Origin of the sequence: Metabacillus sp. KUDC1714, assembly GCF_014217835.1 — a bacterium.
Classification (GTDB): domain Bacteria; phylum Bacillota; class Bacilli; order Bacillales; family Bacillaceae; genus Metabacillus; species Metabacillus rhizosphaerae.
Genome location: NZ_CP055263.1, coordinates 162,129 through 180,365, shown reverse-complemented (window position 1 = coordinate 180,365; position 18,237 = coordinate 162,129). Strand labels below are relative to the sequence as shown.

The following is an 18,237-nucleotide window of genomic DNA, read 5'->3' as shown; positions in this document are numbered from 1 at the left end:
TGAAGGGTTGGAAGCAAATGGCTAGTAATGTAAATCGTGTCGCACTTATAGGTACAGGTTTTGTAGGATCTAGTTATGCATTTGCCTTGTTAAATCAAGGTGTTACGGAAGAATTAGTTTTAATTGATCTGAACAAGGAGAAATCAGAAGGTGACGCAATGGATCTTAATCATGGCTTAGCCTTTGCTCCAAGCCCTACTAAAATCTGGTATGGAGGCTATGAGGATTGTAATGATGCGGATATCGTTGTTATTTGCGCAGGAGCTAATCAAAAGCCTGGAGAAACCAGACTAGATTTAGTAGCTAAAAACGTAAAAATTTTCAAAACAATTGTAACTGATGTGATGGCTAGCGGGTTTGATGGTATCTTTATTGTTGCTACAAATCCAGTGGATATTTTAACATATGCGGTTTGGAAGTATTCTGGCTTGCCACAAAGCCGTGTTATTGGCTCTGGAACGATTCTTGATACAGCAAGATTTCGTTATCTTTTAGGTGAACATTTTAAAGTAGACACACGCAATGTTCATGCTTATATTATCGGGGAACACGGTGACACTGAGCTGCCAGTGTGGAGCCATGCTGATATTGGGGGTGTCCCAATCCTTGAAACTATGACCGATGAGCAGGAGAAGCTTGAAGAAATTTTTGTAAATGTCAGGGATGCAGCCTACCATATTATTAATCGAAAAGGCGCAACATATTATGGGATAGCGATGGGACTTGTCAGGTTAACAAAAGCCATTCTTCATAATGAACACTCTATTTTAACAGTATCTTGTCATTTAGCAGGTGAATATGGTGAGGATGATGTATATATAGGAGTTCCTGCGATTGTGAATCGAAATGGAATACAAAAGGTGGTAGAGCTTCGCCTAAATGAACATGAGAAAAAACAATTTGCCCATTCAGCAAATGTCTTAAAAGAAACAATGTTTCCCTTTTTTAAAGGATAAAAAAAGCCTTTCCTACTAAATATATGAGTAGGAGGGATGTTTATGAGACGACTCATTATGCTTGTAGCTGGAGGATTCGCATTATATCGCTATCGATATCAAATAGTGAATGTTGTATTAGGTCAACCTGAGCTACGTAGATACTTTATTCAATTATCAATGAGAGTTCCTTTTTTAAGAGATCGTTTTGTTAATCGTGCTTTTCATTAAAAAGTTAATTCTTGAAAAAGCTGACTTTGTAGTTAAGTCAGTTTTTTTTTACTTTATGCTTCTAAAAATTTCTTGGTTTTTTTAGAAGGTAGCTTAAAGGCAGGATTCTTCCTTTTCACTTTCATTACTTGTTATAATAAAGAAAAATAAAGGTCGGAGCGGATATTATGGTGATAGAGCAAGATTATTTATATTGGTCATTAATAGAACAACTAGTAGTGGAGCAGAAATATTCAATTTTGGCTCTATCCCAGGATGGTCGTGAGGTATTGCTAGAGCCGTTTCGTAATAAACAATTTACGCTAGTTCGGTTAAGAAGAATGGATGTTGATTGGGGAAACACACTTGCTTTAGATATTGAACAAGCAGGTGCAAGATTTGAACAACTTTTAAGAAATGGTGTAAGAGGTCCAATTCGTATAATGAATATATATGTTTCTTCATTACCACCTGTAGATGACTATCCTGAAAGCTTTGTTAAAGGATACAGTAGATCGAAAGGTAAAATAGATATAACCTCTACCTTGTTAATAAAGGATAATCTAAAGGAAAAGATTCAAAAATTAGAAGAAGCATTAAATGTTCCAGTGAAATTTGATCATGAAATACAAAGGGAAAATCTAGAACTTGCAGACATTCAAAAAGTAAGAAATAGAGTTATCGACTTTCAAAACCAACAGAAAGAAGAAGAAAGAAAAATCTTTCAAAATGGTAAGCCTTTTTTAACGTATCTTTTTTTAGGATTACAAATTTTTATGTTTCTCCTTCTCGAATTATACGGCGGAAGTACTAATTCGGAGACTTTAGTTCGTTTCGGAGCAAAATATAATCCCCTCATTTATGAAGGGGAGTGGTGGAGATTTTTCACTCCCATTGTGTTACATATTGGTTTTTTGCATTTACTGATGAATAGTTTTGCGCTCTATTACATTGGGCCTGCAGTTGAACGAGCGTATGGCTCACTACGCTTTTTGTTTATCTATTTAGTTGCTGGCGTTTCTGGTTCGATTGTAAGCTTTGCATTTAGTCCGTTTCTATCTGCGGGTGCCTCTGGTGCTATATTCGGTTGTTTCGGTGCGTTATTATACATAGGGGTGCAAAATAGAAAAGTTTTTTTTCGAACGATGGGTTCTAACCTATTAGTAGTAGTAGCCATTAACTTGGCGCTTGGCTTTGCAATTCCAAATATTGATAATGCGGGACATATTGGTGGATTAGTTGGTGGTTTTCTTGCAGCATTAATTGTTCAACTTCCTAAAAGAAAGCATATTCTACTGAGACTAATAGGTTTAGCTGCAACAATTACTTTATTAGTTATTTTATATCGTTACGGAATTAGCCAAACTGAAGAGCAGCATTCGCAGTATACAGTTCTTCAAGGTCAAGAGTTAATACAGGATGAAAAATATGAAGAAGCATACACTTATTTAAATGAAGCAATAAAAACGGATAACAGCTCAAATGATCTCTTGTTTTTGTTATCTGTAAGTGAAATTGAATTGGAAAAGTATGATCAAGCAGTCCGGCATTTAAAACAAATTATTTCAGATGATAATTCCTATCATCAAGCTCATTTTAACCTCTCGATCTTATATGCAAATAGGGGTGACATTTCTCTTGCATTGGAAGAGGTAAATAATGCATTGGAATATGACCCTACAAATGAGGATTATAAATCATTTAAGGAACAAATTAATCGTTAAGCGATATGTTCTGAATAAATTTAAATGGTAAACCATTCTCAGCTTGAATAAGAATCACAATATGAGAGTAATTTTTTGCAATCAAAATCAAAGGCATGGTGCTGCCAATTGGTTCAATCACCTTGCCTTCTTTTGTTTTTAAACCTAAAAAGTAATTTTTATATAAACCCTCCCATAGACTACCAATCACTTCTTGTGTTTTAGCCTTTGATAATCCCAAAAGCGGATCGGTATTGTACCTTTCTAACTCTATGAACGGAATTTTTTCATATTTGGTTTCGTCAATTTTATAATAGTCAATCAATTGATTCCAGCTGTATTCAAGATGTTGTTCTGTCACTTTATCTAAAATGTCTTTCCACTCTAATTCTTCATCAGTAAGTGGCCTTTTAAAAGAAAAAAGATCTGTAAATTCTGAATCAATTACGTATAAATGGTCTCGAGACATTCGCTGTGTACTACGGATAAGATCATTCTCCAAATGAATTTCTCCATAATGAAGACTTATCGTTTGATAATGGCTACTATCTTCACCAGTAATTTTTTTATATTGTGCAAGCTTTTGGCTTTGATCCTCCCATTCGGAAAGCGTATCAACTAATTTTCCATCTGAAAATAGCAATGATATATCTTGCCTTAAATATATTTCCTTGTTTGTAAGTGAAGTAACATCCCACTCAATGATATACTCATCATCATCTTTTTTACCAGCAAACTGGAGAGTAGTAGAAGCTTTATCAAAGGTTACAGAGTCGTCAATTGGAAAAAAGATGATGCTTTCCCTTGCAACTTTCCCATGATAAAAAAATAGAAAACTGGAAGTTATTAGAGCCAGTAAAATCACAATTACCCATTTAGTTGTTTTCATCAGCATCAACTCCGTGCAGGACAGGTTGCTTAAGTGTATGACACTATAGCACAAAATATGAATATGAGAAAATAAGTTAGTTTTTATTCAATTGGATTTAATAACAAAATAATTATGACAGGTATGTATTTCCAGTATTTCGTCTAAGATGAGTAACAAATTGAGATACGAAATGGAGAAATCTTATGGCGTATGAGGTAGAAAAGAAAGTTGTTTCAAAAGATTTTCAAGAAAATATAGATTTTTTATCTGAACGACTAGGAGTAAAAAAAAGCTTTGATGTCATTCAGTTAGATCTTGAATATGCTGGGCGAAAAATGGCTTTGTTTATGGTAGATGGATTTGTTAAGGATGATATTCTTCATTATTTAATGAGATATTTATCAGAGCTTTCTCCAGAGCAGATTGAGGAAAACACTTTACAGCGGCTATTAAAAACATATATTCCTTATGTTGAAATTGATAAATCAAATGACTTAAACTCAGTAGTCCACACTGTGCTAGCAGGACCAACAGCGCTTGTCGTTGATGGCATTGACGAAGTGATCTTAATCGATGCTCGGACATACCCGGTTAGAGGTCCGCAAGAGCCAGATATGGAGCGAGTTGTTCGAGGCTCAAGAGATGGATATGTTGAAACAATTGTCTTTAACACTGCTTTAACGAGAAGGCGAATAAGAGACCGTTCGCTTCGGATGGAATACTTACAGGTTGGAAGACGCTCTAAAACAGATGTTGTGGTTTGTTATTTAGAGGATATTGCCGATTTAGATCACGTAAAAGATCTAAAAAAATCACTAGAAGCAATCGATACAGATGGTCTGCCGATGGGGGAAAAAACTATTGAAGAGTTTATTGCAGGTAGACATTTAAACCCATATCCTATGGTTAGATACACAGAGCGACCAGATACTGCTGCAGCACATTTGTATGAGGGTCATGTCATTGTTTTCGTTGATGGATCTCCGAGTGCACTTATTACGCCAACAACGTTTTGGCATCACCTTCAGCATGCAGAGGAATATCGCAATAAACCAGTTGTGGGTGCTTATTTACGCATTGTTCGATTTATGGCGGTTTGGACATCAATTTTCCTTCTCCCTCTTTGGTATTTACTTGCTGAAAATCCGGGGCTACTACCTCCTGGTCTAGAATTTATCGGAATTAATGAACAAGGTCATATTCCATTACTCATTCAGTTTTTGCTTATTGAGATAGGAATAGATGTATTAAGGATGGCTGCGATACATACTCCTTCATCATTGGCTACCGCACTTGGATTAGTTGCGGCTTTGATGATTGGTCAAGTAGCTGTTGAGGTTGGGCTTCTAACATATGAAGTGGTTCTTTATTTAGCTATAGCAGCTATTGGAACCTTTGCAACCCCAAGTTATGAGCTAGGCCTTGCGAATCGAATCTTCCGTATTATCTTATTACTCTTTACAGCATGGCTGGGTGTAATCGGATTTGTAGGTGGAATAACTTGTTGGATTATCATGCTTGCTCGTATGAAATCATTTAATGTACCATATTTATATCCATTCATTCCATTTAATTATCGAGGAATGCGAGATGTATTATTTAGAGCACCTATGCCATTGAAAAATAGACGGCCAACGTTTCTGCATCCTCAAGATCCTGATCGTTAATATTCTAAACAGACTAATTTGAACTAGAATTAGTCTGTTTTTTAGTGATGAAGGAAATGATAAAAACTCTTGTACTTGGGGCTTCTATAATAAAAAGGGCTGACAATGTCAGCCCTCTGCTCATCATGCAACTTTCTTAAGAGCAACTTCTTTATATTTGTATTTTTTAAGTTGTACTAGGAACCACACGAACACTGATACAAATACAACTGAGCCACAAATCATTGATGTTTGATAAGATAGTTGAAATCCTTCTGGAGCATAGAAAATATATGAGCCAGTTACAGCTGTCATAAATAACGCAGGAATGCTTGCGATCCAATGGAATTTCTGACTTTGTAGTAAAAACATTGCTGCTGTCCAAAGCATAACTGTTGCAACAACCTGATTAGTCCAACCAACATATCTCCAAAGGAAAGTGTAATCCATTTGCGTTAATAAATAGGTAGGGATTACAACAGGGATTGTCATCAATACGGTTTTTATCTTAGAATCAAAATTTCCAAATTTGCTAAATAATTCGACTAACATCATCCTCGAAGATCTAAGCGCTGTATCACCAGTAGTTATTGGAAGGATGATCACTCCAAGAATTGCTAAGATTCCGCCAAATTGTCCTAGAGTAGATTTACTAATTTCGTTCACGACACCAGCAGTTCCACCTTCGGCTAATGCACCTTGCAAACCATCTGGTCCTCCAAAGAATGTCATACCTGCAGCAGCCCATATTAATGCAATAATTCCTTCAGCAACCATTGCGCCAAAAAATACTCTGCGACCATCACTTTCTTTTTTCAAGGTTCTAGATAAAATAGGGCTTTGAGTACTATGAAACCCAGAAATGGCCCCACATGAGATGGTTACCATTAATAATGGCCAAACTGGAATTTCACCTGGATGTAAATTTTTAAACGTCAAATTTGGTACTGAGTAATCCATAAAGAATAATGCAAATCCTATGGATACAGCCATAATAATTAAAATAACTCCAAATACTGGATAGATTTTACCTATTAGTTTGTTTATTGGTAAAACGGCAGCCAAAACAAAATAAACAAAAATTAGAAGTAATGATGCTGAATAACTTAAAGGTGTAAGTTGTTCAACTAATTGTGCTGGGCCAGCTGTAAAAGCTGCAGCAACAAGAATCATTAAAACAATTGAAACAAGATTTATAATCGTTTTAACTGATTTACCTAAATAGCGCCCAACAAGTGTTGGGAATTGTTCTCCGCCGTGTTTCAGAGAAAGCATACCAGAGAAATAATCATGTACAGCACCTGCGAACAAGCATCCAATAACAATCCAAATAAATGCTACAGGTCCATAAAGTGCGCCCATAATCGCACCGAAGATGGGACCTAATCCAGCGATATTTAATAATTGAATGAGAGTAGCCTTAAGCCACCCCATCGGCATAAAGTCCAAACCATCAGTTTTAGTGTAAGCAGGAGTAACACGTTGATCATTAATACCGAAAATTCTTTCTACTACTCTTGAATATACAAAATAACCTACAATTAATAAAACGACTGATACAATAAAAGTTGCCATTTCCTGCTCCTCCAAATCTCTCTATTAAAGTATCACCATTTTAAACCTCTATATTGTAAAATTCAATATATTTTTTAGAAAAAATAAATTATTCAGATAAATTAAAGGTGATTTACCCAAATTGTAATTTATATTAGATATAATAGAAAAAAGAAGTGTTTGTGAATACCAATCATTTCGTTATTGGTATTCTGAAATATGAAATTTACAATAATAGAAAAGTATCTTTATAAAAATAATAAAATGTTAAAACGTTTTCTTGACGCTAAGATCAATTCCTTTATACTTTATAGTAGACCCATCTTAAATAGGTCTGTAGTTTCGCAAAAATTTTCTTAATAACAGCCGAATGAAGTAATGGACAAACGTAAGTAGGTGATCAATTTGAAAACAATTTATGATGTACAACAGCTTCTTAAAAGATATGGAACGATCATTTATATCGGGGATCGTATAGCAGATTTAGAATTAATGGAAGAAGAGATAAAACAATTGTATCAATCAACTCTAATAGAACCAAAAGACTACCAAATGGCAATTCTTCTGTTAAGACAAGAAGTACAGAGACTAAAAGGCAAAAATCAGTAAATTCGTAATCATTTGGCCAAAGTTGTTTGGGGTTTACCTCAATCGAAGGTCAGAGAAAACAGGTAAAAAACGCCTGAATGAAAACGATTACTAATTACATATATAATAGTAGAAAAAGGTGATTTTTATGAATGAGCAATGGTTAGTTGGTATTGATTTAGGTGGAACTACAATTAAAATGGCATTTATTAATTACTACGGTGAAATTGTTGAAAAATGGGAAATCCCAACAGACAAATCCGGAAAGCAAATTACAACTGATATCGCTAAAGCAATTGATGCAAAGCTTGATGATTTAGGATATCCTAAATCAAAACTTGCAGGGATAGGAATGGGTGCCCCAGGACCAGTAGACTTAGCTAATGGTCTCATTTATGAAACTGTAAACTTAGGGTGGAAAAATTACCCACTAAGAGACCATCTAGAAATGGAAACTGGTTTGCCAGCTGTTATTGATAATGATGCAAATATAGCTGCAATTGGTGAGATGTGGAAGGGCGCAGGAGATGGAGCGAAAGACTTAATTTGTGTCACGCTGGGAACAGGTGTTGGTGGTGGACTTATCTCAAACGGTGAGGTTGTTCATGGTGTTAACGGAGCAGGTGGTGAAATTGGTCATATTACTGTAGTACCAGAAGGCGGGGCTCCATGTAATTGTGGGAAAACAGGCTGTATTGAAACGATCGCATCTGCTACAGGGATTGTAAGAGTTGCTAAAGAAAAGCTTGCTTCAACTAATCAGGAGAGTATCCTACATCAATTTTTAGAAAATGATAAAGAATTAACATCAAAAGATGTTTTTGACGCAGCTGACCAAGGCGATGTCATTGCTGAGGAAATCATTGATTACATTACTTTCCACCTAGGTTTAACACTTGCCAACGTATCAAATGGATTAAATCCAGAAAAGATTGTAATTGGCGGTGGCGTTTCTAAGGCTGGAGACCGATTATTGAAGAAAGTAGACCACTATTTTAAACGCTTTTCATTTCCAAGGGTAGGTGCTGCTGCTACAATTACTGTGGCAACACTAGGAAATGATGCAGGTGTAATTGGTGGTGCATGGTTAGCGAAAACTAAGCTACTTAATAAATAAAGTCTATTTCGCATCGTTTGAAAATTTTCACATAACGTCTTTTCCAGATTTAGCCTAGAATGGCTTCAGGAGTTTAAAAAACAATAAACTTTTAGAAAAGAGTCTAAATAAACAATTTAAAATCCGGGATAATAAGGAGGAGCCTCTAAAATGGAGTGCTCTTTTTTATTGATAATGGATGAGTTTTTTGGATATACCGAGAACACGTGTGAATGTAAACATGAGTTCACTGCAAAAGAACATCTACTTCCTTTTCCTAGAGCTGAGCAGGACGCTTGTACATTCCTTAAATTAGAGAAGGATTATTCGGAATATTTAAACTTTAATATAAACGAAACTTTTTGACGTTTCATACGTCTAATAATAGGGTAAAAAGAATAAGCTAAACATTATAATTCTATCATGCTATTGTTAGTACAATATTAAAAAGGATTGATTTTTTGTAAAAGAAGTATTAAGATATGTTTTAGCTGTTTCATTTTCAACCTAATAAATGGAAAAATATTAGAGATATAAAAAGCGCGATTGTCCCAAGGGATGAGGAGGTAAATGTATGCGTAAGAAATCTTTTTCTAAAATTTCATTTTTACTTTTAGCAACGTTATTTATGTGGATAAAAACATACATTGTCTATAAAACTAGCTTTGATATCAAAATTGAAAACTTCACACAAGAAGTTATCCTATTCATTAACCCATTAAGTTTCTTGCTGCTAATTTTTGGAATCGGGTTATTTATGAAAGAAAAGAATAGAAACCGCTATATATTTGGCGCAAGTATATTTGTAACAGGCCTATTATTAGCGAATATGGTTTTCTATCGTTTCTTTAACGATTTCTTAACAATTCCCGTTTTATTTCAGACAAGCAATATGGGAGATTTAGGAAGTAGTATTAGTGGTTTATTTTTACCTACGGATATATTAATGTTTGTTGACATTGCAATATTATTCTGGTTATTAAAAAAGCCAACGTTTAAGTCTTCTTCACAATTAACACGTAAAGAAAGATCTGCATATTTCTTATTAGTTGCAGCTGTATTTTTCTTTAACTTAGGACTTGCAGAAACAGAGCGCCCACAATTATTAACACGTTCATTTGACCGTGAAATGCTAGTAAAGAATATTAGTGTATATAACTTTCATATTTATGATGCATTTTTACAATCGAAGACATCTGCTCAACGTGCTTTAGCAGATAGCAATAGCCTAACTGAAATTGAAAACTATGTGAATGCAAACCGTAAGGAACCTTCAAATGACTTAAATGGAGTTGCTGAAGGACGAAACGTCATTTTACTATCGTTAGAATCATTACAGAGCTTTGTTATTAACGAAAAATTAAATGGGGAAGAAATCACTCCGTTTTTAAATGACTTAATTAATGAAAGTTATTATTTTGAAAACTTTTATCATCAAACTGGTCAAGGAAAAACATCTGACTCAGAGTTTATCGTGGATAACTCGTTGTATCCATTAGGTCGTGGAGCTGTATATTTCACAAACAGTAGCAATGAATACACTGCAACTCCTGAGCTTTTAAAGGATTATGGATACTATTCAACAATTTTCCATGCCAATAATAAAAGTTTCTGGAACCGCGATATTATGTATAATACACTTGGTTATGATCGTTTCTTTGATGTGAATGATTATGAAGTAACTGAAGAGAACTCTATTGGTTGGGGATTAAAAGATAAAGACTTTATGGAGCAATCTGTACAGCATATTGATAATCTTCCACAACCTTTCTATACAAGACTTATTACGTTAACAAACCACTTCCCATTTGAATTAGGTGAAGAGGATAAATTGATTGATGAATTTGATTCAAACAGTAAAACATTAAATCAATATATTCCAACTGTACGTTATATGGACGAATCCATTAAACATTTCTTTGAAAAGTTAAAGGAAACAGACGTATACGAAAACTCCATTATCATCTTATATGGTGATCACTATGGAATTTCCGAGAACCATAATGTAGCTATGGAAAAATTCTTGGGTAAAGAAATTACTCCTTTTGAAACAATTCAATTACAACGAGTACCATTTATTGTTCATATTCCTGGTGTCACTGATAAAGAACCACAAACTTTCTCAAAAGTTGCTGGCCAAATTGATATCAGACCAACAATTATGAGCCTACTTGGTATTGATACTAGTGAACAAATTCAGTTTGGAACAGATGTATTCTCTGATGAAAAGCTTTCATTTACTGTATTAAGGGACGGAAGCTTTATAACAGAAAATAACGTCTACACACGTGGTGTTTGTTATGACAAGGCTACAGGTGAAGAAGCAGATCAAGCTATATGTGAACCATATATGGAGAAAGCTAAGCAAGAGCTTAACTACTCAGATGAAATAATATATGGAGACCTTCTGCGGTTCTATGGTAAAGAAACCGAAGCTGTTGATGCAGAATCAGAAAATACAACAACTGAAAAAAATTAGCTAATAAAGCTGACTCGAGAAAAGGACCATTCCCCACCTCAGGGGAATGTCTTGCCGAGTCAGCTTTTTTGATTCTAGATAATTAAATGAATCTTCGTTTCATAACAACAATCTAATTCCTTCTACATAAGCTAGTAATAAATGGGCTTGAGGAGGATAATATGATGACGATCATTCGTACAAAGAAAGAAATTTCGTTGAATTTGCTTGCAAAACATTTAGAGATTAAAAAGGAATTAATAATTGATAGCAATGTAAATAAAAAGTTCGAAACAGATATTATTGAAGCGAATACACAGTTAAGCATTCCTTATAATTGTGAGTTAGTGCTTGAAAACAGTGAATTAGTAGAACTTATGAACAAATCATTACCAAGGGTGCATGAAAACAGTCAACGTGATACAATTCTTTATACAAAGAAGCCCTATGATTCAGAGAGCTTATATAAAGACATCGATCTCTTACTTAAAATTTATCCATTTGTTAAAAAAGAGATTATTGGGCATAGTGTTCTAGGTAGCCCACTCATTGAATTAACAATCGGCAAGGGACATAAAAAAGTCCATATGAATGGTTCCTTTCATGCTAATGAATGGATCACAACTAGCATTATGATGCACTGGCTTTCAGACTACTTGGGAGCGTTAGTCAAAGGTGAACAATTTGCAGGGCATGATTGTTTATCTTTATATAAAGATACGACACTTTCATTTGTCCCAATGGTAAACCCTGATGGTGTGGATCTTGTCTTAAATGGCGTGCCAAATCACTCGGAATATAAAGCTTCTCTTTATAAAATGAATGACGAAAGTCTTGATTTTTCTCAATGGAAAGCGAATATCAGGGGAATTGATCTTAATAACCAGTATCCTGTTAATTGGGAAATTGAAAAAGAACGTAAAGAGCCAAAATCACCGGCACCTCGTGATTATCCTGGAGATGGACCTTTAACAGAACCTGAAGCTATTGCACTCGCTGAGCTTGTTAAAAAGCATGGTTTTGACCGTGTACTTGCTTTTCATACACAGGGTGAGGAAATATATTGGGGCTACCTTAGAAAGGAGCCTGAAGAGGCAGGACGCATTGTAAATGAATTTGAGAGGTTAAGTGGCTATAAGGCTGTTCGAGATATTGACAGCCATGCAGGTTTCCGTGATTGGTATGTAAACGAATGGAGAAAGCCAGGTTTTACAGTTGAATTAGGGTTTGGACAAAATCCATTACCATTTTCACAATTTGATGAGATCTATCGGAAAAGTAAAGGTATTTTTTTATCAGCATTATATATGTAACGGGAAATTCAAATAAAGGTGTTGGCATTCACCAATACCTTTCTGAAATTAGTTTTATATGAAAAATCCCCTTGAAAAGTGAAACAAAATCTTCTTTAAAAACGTATGACTAATAGAGAGTATTTTTTCAAATGATACGAATAGAATTAATATAAATAAAATAGTACATTAGAGACGGGGTGAAAAGAGAGTTGATGAGATTAACTAAAATTATATCATTACTTATGTTAAGCCTACTTCTTGGTGCAGGCTGTAATCCATCTCATCAACCAGACCAAAAAAAAGAGCTTTCATCAATGCGGGAACTTCAACCTGAAGAAAAGTCAGTAAATCAATCTTTTGAAAAAGAAGCGAAAATTCCGCTAGAAATAAACGAAAGCTTATTTCATTCTGTTGCTGATTGGAAAGATGATGAAACTCTACTTTATATCACTAATGATGTAGATGGTTCTGAAATACATACATATAACTTATTTACAGGAAAATCCTCCTTATTTTTTGAATCACAAGCACCGATTGTACAATTTGAAGCAAATGCTAATCATACCCTTTTCTTTGTACATACTAGTCCCACAAGCTATGAGGCAGAATTGACTATTTTGGATACTGATGGAAAGGTGAAATTCAGTACAAAGATAGAATCATACGAGCTACAGTACACATGGAACCAAATTAACTTTAATCAGCTTTTTATTTCTAGCTTCAGTGAAGATTGGACATTTCAAACATATATGCTCAATGTTGATGAGAATGATATCACAAAGAATCCGGTTGATTTTCCATTTATCCAATGGCTTAACGATAAGGAAATATCTTATTTGAAGTGGGATCAAGAAACTCCATCAATAACTGCTCCCCTATATATTTACAATATTGAGAACCAAAAGGAAACACAGCTTGCGAATGGTGTAGTGTCAAACTCAAATTTTAATCAGGTAATGTCAACATTTGAACTAGTAGATGATAATGGTACAGCTGTCGTACGGTTTTATGATTTGAAAAGTAAAAGTAAACTAACGGAAATGCCTACAAGATTAGTTGCGTTGTATTCAGAATGGTCTATTCCTTATCATGATATGGATAGCAAGGAAAATATATTTTATATGTTTGAAGTAAATGAAGCAAAAACATCTTTTTCTCTAATCTGTTTTAATCTTGAAACACAAGAAAAGCAAACGATTATTGAAACTATTGAAAATTTACCGTTTAAGCTTTCACCGAACGGGGAGTACGCATTATATGGTGCTAGATATGAACATATAATTCATTTAGAAGATAAAGCAATTAAAGAACTAGTTAAATTAAATTAGAAGGGAAGTATTTAAGGTGGCAATAGTAGATGTAACAGTAATCCCAGTAGGGACAAATAATCCAAGCGTTAGCGAGTATGTAGCAGACATTCAGCATATATTAAAATCATTTGAAAATGAAGGTAAAATTAAATTTCAGTTAACACCTATGAACACAATCATTGAAGGGGAGCTACCTACTCTATTTGAGGTAATAACTGCGATCCATGAAGCTCCTTTCAATAAAGGAATACAAAGAGTAGCTACAAATATCCGTATAGACGATCGACGCGATAAAAAAACAACTATGGTGGGTAAGCTTGAAAGTGTACAGAAGCATATAACAGAAGAATAATTTAAAACCCCTTAGCAATTATGCTAAGGGGTTGTTTACATTATACTTTAGTGTGCAGTTGGGAAACCGTGATGTAAGACAGTCATGACTGCAAACCATCCGAATACAGCTAAAGTACCAAACGCAAAGAAAGCACCAAGAAGGTTCTTTTCTTTAAGTGAACGAATAAAGCCAAAAATTGCAAGAATGGTAACAAGTCCGAAAATAATAACTAAGCCCATTAAAAAAGCCCCCTTACTCTATGTAGATCATTTTCATTGTATCGCTTAGTAAATGTACAAGATACAAACAAGTCCTTCTAATATTTTAATCGGTTTCAAGACGTTTGTCGAGTTTATTTTCCATATAGTGAAAGACAAAATGTAATTAATTATGGAAAATTCACGGTACTTTACTAATCAATTTGATTTTAGCATGACCATTTTGAATAAAGTTCAATCATGGATATCAAGATATCCTATTACAAAAGAATAGTGTAAAATAATAGTTATTGAATAAAACTTGGAGGTATATAGATGAAGTGGAGACAATTACCATTAGGACCTCTTCAAACAAATTGTTATATTTATTCGAATGAAGAGAAAGAGTGCTTAATAATCGACCCAGGTGGGGATGCGAACAAGCTGACAAACATCTTGCAACAGCAACACCTAAAGCCAGTAGCTATTTTACTAACACACGCTCACTTTGATCATATAGGAGCGGTCGATGATATTCGTAATAAGTGGAAGTTACCTGTATATGTACATAAAAATGAAAAGGATTGGCTAACTGATCCATCATTAAATGGCTCGCAATTTTTTATGGCAGGAGCTGTGAAAGTATCTGCAGCTGATGAATTAATTAAAAGTGAAGGTACACTAACAATTGGAAATTTTTCATTACAGGTATATGAAACCCCTGGTCATTCACCAGGAAGTATCTCGTTTTACGCTGCTGAAGCAGGAATTGTCTTTTCTGGAGACGCCTTATTTGCAGGAAGCATAGGCAGAACAGATTTACCTGGGGGGAATCATGAACAATTAATTAAAAGCATACATGATAAACTTCTTACACTTCCTGAGGACACCCTAGTATTGTCAGGTCATGGTCCTGAAACGAGTATCGAATTAGAAATGGAGAGAAATCCGTTTTTGAATGGGTTTTGATTAGAAAGAAAAAACAGGTAGTCCCAAAAAGGGGCTACCTGTTTTTTAGTAATTAGTGTCCAACGCTTTGACCAGGAATCATCATAAATGTTGTCCAATACGTAAATCCGACAAAGAAAACCGTTAAGTAAGCACCAAAGATATAAATGTACATGCGCTCGGATAATTTTAAGTAAGATAAAAAGACGAAAAACCCAGTTTGCCCGAAAAATAGTAAGGAAGTAGTCTTCATGTCACCAAGATAAAACATAACAGCGAAGATTCCTGTCCAGAAACCTAATACTCGAAACATACGATCCATATGTATCCCTCCTTTGTTGGCTTTGCCACAAGCTGTATTAATGCCCTGTCATACAGGTTCAAAATCAAAATGATGTGATTTACAAATTACATCTTCATAATGATAGCTTTTGACAAATCATACTCGTGTATACAAGTCCATCACTCTAATTATTATAATGTACCTTTTACATACTTGTAAATAGCGTTTACAGTATACCTTCCACAAAGTAATAAAGAAAAACCTCTTGTAAAGAAATATTCAATATTTGATTGATAACAACTAATGAAAAAAGTCATCTGCGAAAGCGACAGATGACTCTTTAATAGCTGGGCTAGCTGGATTCGAACCAACGCATGACGGAGTCAAAGTCCGTTGCCTTACCGCTGGCTATAGCCCATTAATAATAAGCGTACTCAGTAAAAATTAAAAATAGATAAAGAGCAAATACATATTGGAAAAGAGTCATATGTTAGCCCTTGGCAAATCAAATGCTATGTAACAACATTTAGTATTATGTACGAATATTTTCTTTTCAAAACAAAATTCATCTATTTTTCATATGAATTTTTAAAAATGTGTTAATGAAAATAGAATAACTTAAAATACAAAATTCAATTTTCCTAATGTGATTTTCTGCTGAACATTTTATACAATGTTCTTACATGAAAAGAAGTGAGGAAGGGAGAAGATGAAATGCAAACCATTGAACAGCTGAGTGAACGACTAATAGAAGAAGCTTGTGCATTACGTGCTTCAGATATACACATTGTTCCTAAAGAACAAGAAACGTTAATTCATTTTAGGGTAGATGACGACTTAATCGAAAAACACTCGATGAAAAAAGAGATATGTGAGCGAATTATTTCTCATTTGAAATTTCTTGCTTCAATGGATATTGGCGAAAGGAGACGACCACAAAACGGAGCACTATCTATCTCAACAACAAATATTAATGTGCATCTCAGGTTATCAACACTACCTACCATTCATGAGGAAAGCCTTGTTATCCGAATTTTACCTCAAGAGAAAATTCCCCCAATTACACAATTATCCTTATTTCCTGCTACAACAAACAAATTGCTCTCAATTTTAAACCATTCTCACGGGTTAATGGTATTTACCGGTCCAACCGGCTCAGGTAAGACAACCACTTTATATTCACTTATCCACTATGCAAAGCGTCATTTTAACCGAAATATTATTACGCTAGAAGACCCAGTTGAAACAAAAAGTGCAGAAGTACTGCAAGTTCAAGTTAATGAAAAAGCTGGAATTACCTACGCTGCAGGGTTAAAGGCAATTTTAAGACACGATCCGGATATAATAATGGTTGGTGAAATTCGAGATCGTGAAACAGCCCAGATTGCGATTAGAGCTAGTCTAACAGGCCATTTAGTACTCTCTACAATGCATACAAGAGATGCAAAGGGTGCGATATACAGGCTACTTGAATTCGATGTAAGTCTATCTGAAATAGAACAAACATTGATCGCAGTTTCAGCTCAGCGCCTCGTACAGCTTAAGTGCCCATTTTGTGAAGGTGAATGTTCTCCTTTTTGTAAGAAATTAAGGAAAAAAAGACGTTTAAGTGTATATGAATTGCTTTATGGTAAAAACCTTACAGCGGTTGTAAAGGAAGCAAAAGGAGAAGTTTCAGCATATTCTTATCCAATGTTAAAGGATGTGATCAAAAAAGGCATTGCACTTGGATACCTATATCCTAATTCATATGACCGCTGGGTGTTTCGATATGAAGATTAACCAAAAATGGAGCTTAAAGGATCAAGCAATTCTCTTAAAAAGATTAAGTAGTATGCTTGAAAAGGGTTATACCTTAAATGAAGCATTGAATTTCCTGTATGTAAATGAAAACGGGAGCAAACAAGGTGACTTATTAGCTTGTTTAGAGCAGCTTTCTTCAGGACATTCATTTCGAAAAGCTTTAACAAGTTTACATTTTCATCGTGACGTCATAAGTTATCTTTATTTTGCCGAGCAGCACGGTGATATGGAATTTGCTTTAAGAGAAAGCAGTGAAATTCTCCATAAAAAAATGACACACCTAGAAAAACTATCTAAAATACTTCGTTATCCACTCTTTCTTATCATAACAGTTATTATGATCCTGTCGATCGTTCAATCCGTTATTACGCCACAATTTCAGCAGCTTTACGATTCAATGAATATAGAAGCATCCTTCTTTTCGGTATTTCTATTGTTTGTTTTCTCAGCATTAAAGTGGACCGGGTTTGGTGGATTAACTTTGGCGATCGCAATTCTTCTCTATTATTTACTCATCTATAAGAAGAAACCAATCGATGAGCAAATGAAAACTTTAATCAAAATTCCAATTGTAAAAAATACCTTTATTATGTTTCATAGCTATTTCTTTGCTCTACAGCTTAGCAATCTTTTGAGAGGAGGGATGTCGACATTTGAAAGCTTAAAAATATTTGAAAATCAAAATATTTTACCCTTTTATCGAATTGAAGCTAGCCATTTAATTGAAAGGTTAAAATCAGGTGCAAAACTTAATCAAATTATAGAAAATCGAGGATTTTATGAGAAGGAGCTTGCCCTTGTGATTTTACATGGACAGGCTGATGGACAGCTGGCAAGGGAGCTATATATGTATAGTCAATTTGTTATAGAAAAACTTGAACAAAAAATCGTCAAAGCTATGACAATCATTCAACCGACTATTTATGCCTTTGTCGGGATTGTCGTTTTATTTGTTTATTTATCCATGCTACTACCAATGTACAAAATGATGGAAAATATTTAGGAG

17 protein-coding genes and 1 tRNA gene are annotated in these 18,237 nt (G+C 34.6%); 13 read left to right on the top strand and 5 right to left on the bottom strand.

Annotated elements, in window-relative coordinates:
• Positions 1-17 precede the first annotated feature (17 nt).
• The 3 genes from HUW50_RS00910 to HUW50_RS00900 all read left to right on the top strand — a co-directional run bounded on the left by HUW50_RS00910 (position 18) and on the right by HUW50_RS00900 (position 2,869).
• Positions 18-956: an L-lactate dehydrogenase gene (locus tag HUW50_RS00910; protein ID WP_066334852.1), complete on the top strand. Its 939-nt coding sequence runs from the start codon at positions 18-20 to the stop codon at positions 954-956.
• A 42-nt stretch (positions 957-998) separates the two neighbouring features.
• On the top strand, positions 999-1,166 hold the full coding sequence (locus HUW50_RS00905) for a hypothetical protein (RefSeq protein ID WP_185654131.1): 168 nt from the start codon (positions 999-1,001) through the stop codon (positions 1,164-1,166).
• Between the two features lie 167 nt (positions 1,167-1,333).
• The gene (locus HUW50_RS00900) at positions 1,334-2,869 is read left to right on the top strand and encodes a rhomboid family protein (RefSeq protein ID WP_185653628.1); all 1,536 of its coding nucleotides are present in this window, start codon (positions 1,334-1,336) and stop codon (positions 2,867-2,869) included.
• Here the strand turns inward: HUW50_RS00900 and HUW50_RS00895 are convergent.
• Complete coding sequence (locus HUW50_RS00895; RefSeq protein ID WP_066334859.1) at positions 2,859-3,737, bottom strand: hypothetical protein; 879 nt, start codon at positions 3,735-3,737, stop codon at positions 2,859-2,861. The two genes, HUW50_RS00900 and HUW50_RS00895, sit on opposite strands and share 11 nt — an antisense overlap.
• 185 nt (positions 3,738-3,922) lie before the next feature.
• Between HUW50_RS00895 and HUW50_RS00890 the strand changes: the two genes are divergently transcribed.
• Positions 3,923-5,386, top strand: a complete 1,464-nt coding sequence (locus HUW50_RS00890) for a spore germination protein (protein ID WP_185653627.1) — start codon at positions 3,923-3,925, stop codon at positions 5,384-5,386.
• A gap of 123 nt (positions 5,387-5,509) precedes the next feature.
• Here the strand turns inward: HUW50_RS00890 and HUW50_RS00885 are convergent, their stop codons facing one another.
• Positions 5,510-6,940, bottom strand: a complete 1,431-nt coding sequence (locus HUW50_RS00885) for a carbon starvation CstA family protein (RefSeq protein WP_066334870.1) — start codon at positions 6,938-6,940, stop codon at positions 5,510-5,512.
• A 384-nt stretch (positions 6,941-7,324) separates the two neighbouring features.
• On the opposite strand from HUW50_RS00885, the gene HUW50_RS00880 reads away from it, so the two are divergent.
• From HUW50_RS00880 to HUW50_RS00855, 6 genes are all read left to right on the top strand, one after another.
• The gene (locus HUW50_RS00880; RefSeq protein ID WP_066334876.1) at positions 7,325-7,528 is read left to right on the top strand and encodes a YqgQ family protein; all 204 of its coding nucleotides are present in this window, start codon (positions 7,325-7,327) and stop codon (positions 7,526-7,528) included.
• Positions 7,529-7,655: 127 nt separating this feature from the next.
• Complete coding sequence (locus HUW50_RS00875; protein WP_185653626.1) at positions 7,656-8,624, top strand: ROK family glucokinase; 969 nt, start codon at positions 7,656-7,658, stop codon at positions 8,622-8,624.
• Positions 8,625-9,177: 553 nt separating this feature from the next.
• On the top strand, positions 9,178-11,082 hold the full coding sequence (locus HUW50_RS00870) for an LTA synthase family protein (protein WP_185653625.1): 1,905 nt from the start codon (positions 9,178-9,180) through the stop codon (positions 11,080-11,082).
• Between the two features lie 161 nt (positions 11,083-11,243).
• Complete coding sequence (locus HUW50_RS00865; protein ID WP_185653624.1) at positions 11,244-12,374, top strand: M14 family metallopeptidase; 1,131 nt, start codon at positions 11,244-11,246, stop codon at positions 12,372-12,374.
• 194 nt (positions 12,375-12,568) lie between these two features.
• Positions 12,569-13,684 (top strand): YqgU-like beta propeller domain-containing protein, encoded by a 1,116-nt coding sequence (locus HUW50_RS00860; RefSeq protein ID WP_185653623.1) that lies wholly within the window; start codon positions 12,569-12,571, stop codon positions 13,682-13,684.
• A 16-nt stretch (positions 13,685-13,700) separates the two neighbouring features.
• Positions 13,701-14,018 (top strand): MTH1187 family thiamine-binding protein, encoded by a 318-nt coding sequence (locus HUW50_RS00855; protein WP_185653622.1) that lies wholly within the window; start codon positions 13,701-13,703, stop codon positions 14,016-14,018.
• 47 nt (positions 14,019-14,065) lie between these two features.
• Here HUW50_RS00855 and HUW50_RS00850 read toward each other — a convergent pair whose 3' ends face one another.
• Positions 14,066-14,239 (bottom strand): DUF2759 domain-containing protein, encoded by a 174-nt coding sequence (locus HUW50_RS00850; RefSeq protein ID WP_066334902.1) that lies wholly within the window; start codon positions 14,237-14,239, stop codon positions 14,066-14,068.
• Between the two features lie 294 nt (positions 14,240-14,533).
• Between HUW50_RS00850 and HUW50_RS00845 the strand changes: the two genes are divergently transcribed.
• On the top strand, positions 14,534-15,166 hold the full coding sequence (locus HUW50_RS00845) for an MBL fold metallo-hydrolase (protein ID WP_185653621.1): 633 nt from the start codon (positions 14,534-14,536) through the stop codon (positions 15,164-15,166).
• Positions 15,167-15,218: 52 nt separating this feature from the next.
• On the opposite strand, the gene HUW50_RS00840 is transcribed toward HUW50_RS00845, so the two are convergent.
• Together HUW50_RS00840 and HUW50_RS00835 are read right to left on the bottom strand one after the other, a co-directional pair.
• Positions 15,219-15,467 carry a DUF2626 domain-containing protein gene (locus tag HUW50_RS00840; protein ID WP_066334907.1) on the bottom strand — a complete coding sequence of 83 codons (249 nt, stop codon included), beginning with the start codon at positions 15,465-15,467 and terminating at the stop codon, positions 15,219-15,221.
• Positions 15,468-15,775: 308 nt separating this feature from the next.
• Positions 15,776-15,846: transfer RNA gene (locus tag HUW50_RS00835), tRNA-Gln, on the bottom strand.
• Positions 15,847-16,142: 296 nt separating this feature from the next.
• On the opposite strand from HUW50_RS00835, the gene comGA reads away from it, so the two are divergent.
• A complete protein-coding gene (gene comGA, locus HUW50_RS00830; protein WP_185653620.1) occupies positions 16,143-17,210 on the top strand; it encodes a competence type IV pilus ATPase ComGA in 1,068 nt (355 codons plus the stop codon).
• Positions 17,200-18,234 carry a competence type IV pilus assembly protein ComGB gene (gene comGB, locus HUW50_RS00825; protein ID WP_185653619.1) on the top strand — a complete coding sequence of 345 codons (1,035 nt, stop codon included), beginning with the start codon at positions 17,200-17,202 and terminating at the stop codon, positions 18,232-18,234. The genes comGA and comGB overlap by 11 nt, the downstream gene beginning before the upstream one ends.
• Positions 18,235-18,237: the final 3 nt, after the last annotated feature.

Bases quoted from the DNA above. Each gene is read 5' to 3' on its own strand.
- HUW50_RS00910 (WP_066334852.1), top strand. From the start codon at position 18: ATGGCTAGTAATGTAAATCGTGTCGCACTTATAGGTACAGGTTTTGTA.
- HUW50_RS00905 (WP_185654131.1), top strand. From the start codon at position 999: ATGAGACGACTCATTATGCTTGTAGCTGGAGGATTCGCATTATATCGC.
- HUW50_RS00900 (WP_185653628.1), top strand. From the start codon at position 1,334: ATGGTGATAGAGCAAGATTATTTATATTGGTCATTAATAGAACAACTA.
- HUW50_RS00895 (WP_066334859.1), bottom strand. From the start codon at position 3,737: ATGAAAACAACTAAATGGGTAATTGTGATTTTACTGGCTCTAATAACT.
- HUW50_RS00890 (WP_185653627.1), top strand. From the start codon at position 3,923: ATGGCGTATGAGGTAGAAAAGAAAGTTGTTTCAAAAGATTTTCAAGAA.
- HUW50_RS00885 (WP_066334870.1), bottom strand. From the start codon at position 6,940: ATGGCAACTTTTATTGTATCAGTCGTTTTATTAATTGTAGGTTATTTT.
- HUW50_RS00875 (WP_185653626.1), top strand. From the start codon at position 7,656: ATGAATGAGCAATGGTTAGTTGGTATTGATTTAGGTGGAACTACAATT.
- HUW50_RS00870 (WP_185653625.1), top strand. From the start codon at position 9,178: ATGCGTAAGAAATCTTTTTCTAAAATTTCATTTTTACTTTTAGCAACG.
- HUW50_RS00865 (WP_185653624.1), top strand. From the start codon at position 11,244: ATGATGACGATCATTCGTACAAAGAAAGAAATTTCGTTGAATTTGCTT.
- HUW50_RS00860 (WP_185653623.1), top strand. From the start codon at position 12,569: ATGAGATTAACTAAAATTATATCATTACTTATGTTAAGCCTACTTCTT.
- HUW50_RS00850 (WP_066334902.1), bottom strand. From the start codon at position 14,239: ATGGGCTTAGTTATTATTTTCGGACTTGTTACCATTCTTGCAATTTTT.
- HUW50_RS00845 (WP_185653621.1), top strand. From the start codon at position 14,534: ATGAAGTGGAGACAATTACCATTAGGACCTCTTCAAACAAATTGTTAT.
- HUW50_RS00840 (WP_066334907.1), bottom strand. From the start codon at position 15,467: ATGGATCGTATGTTTCGAGTATTAGGTTTCTGGACAGGAATCTTCGCT.
- comGA (WP_185653620.1), top strand. From the start codon at position 16,143: ATGCAAACCATTGAACAGCTGAGTGAACGACTAATAGAAGAAGCTTGT.
- comGB (WP_185653619.1), top strand. From the start codon at position 17,200: ATGAAGATTAACCAAAAATGGAGCTTAAAGGATCAAGCAATTCTCTTA.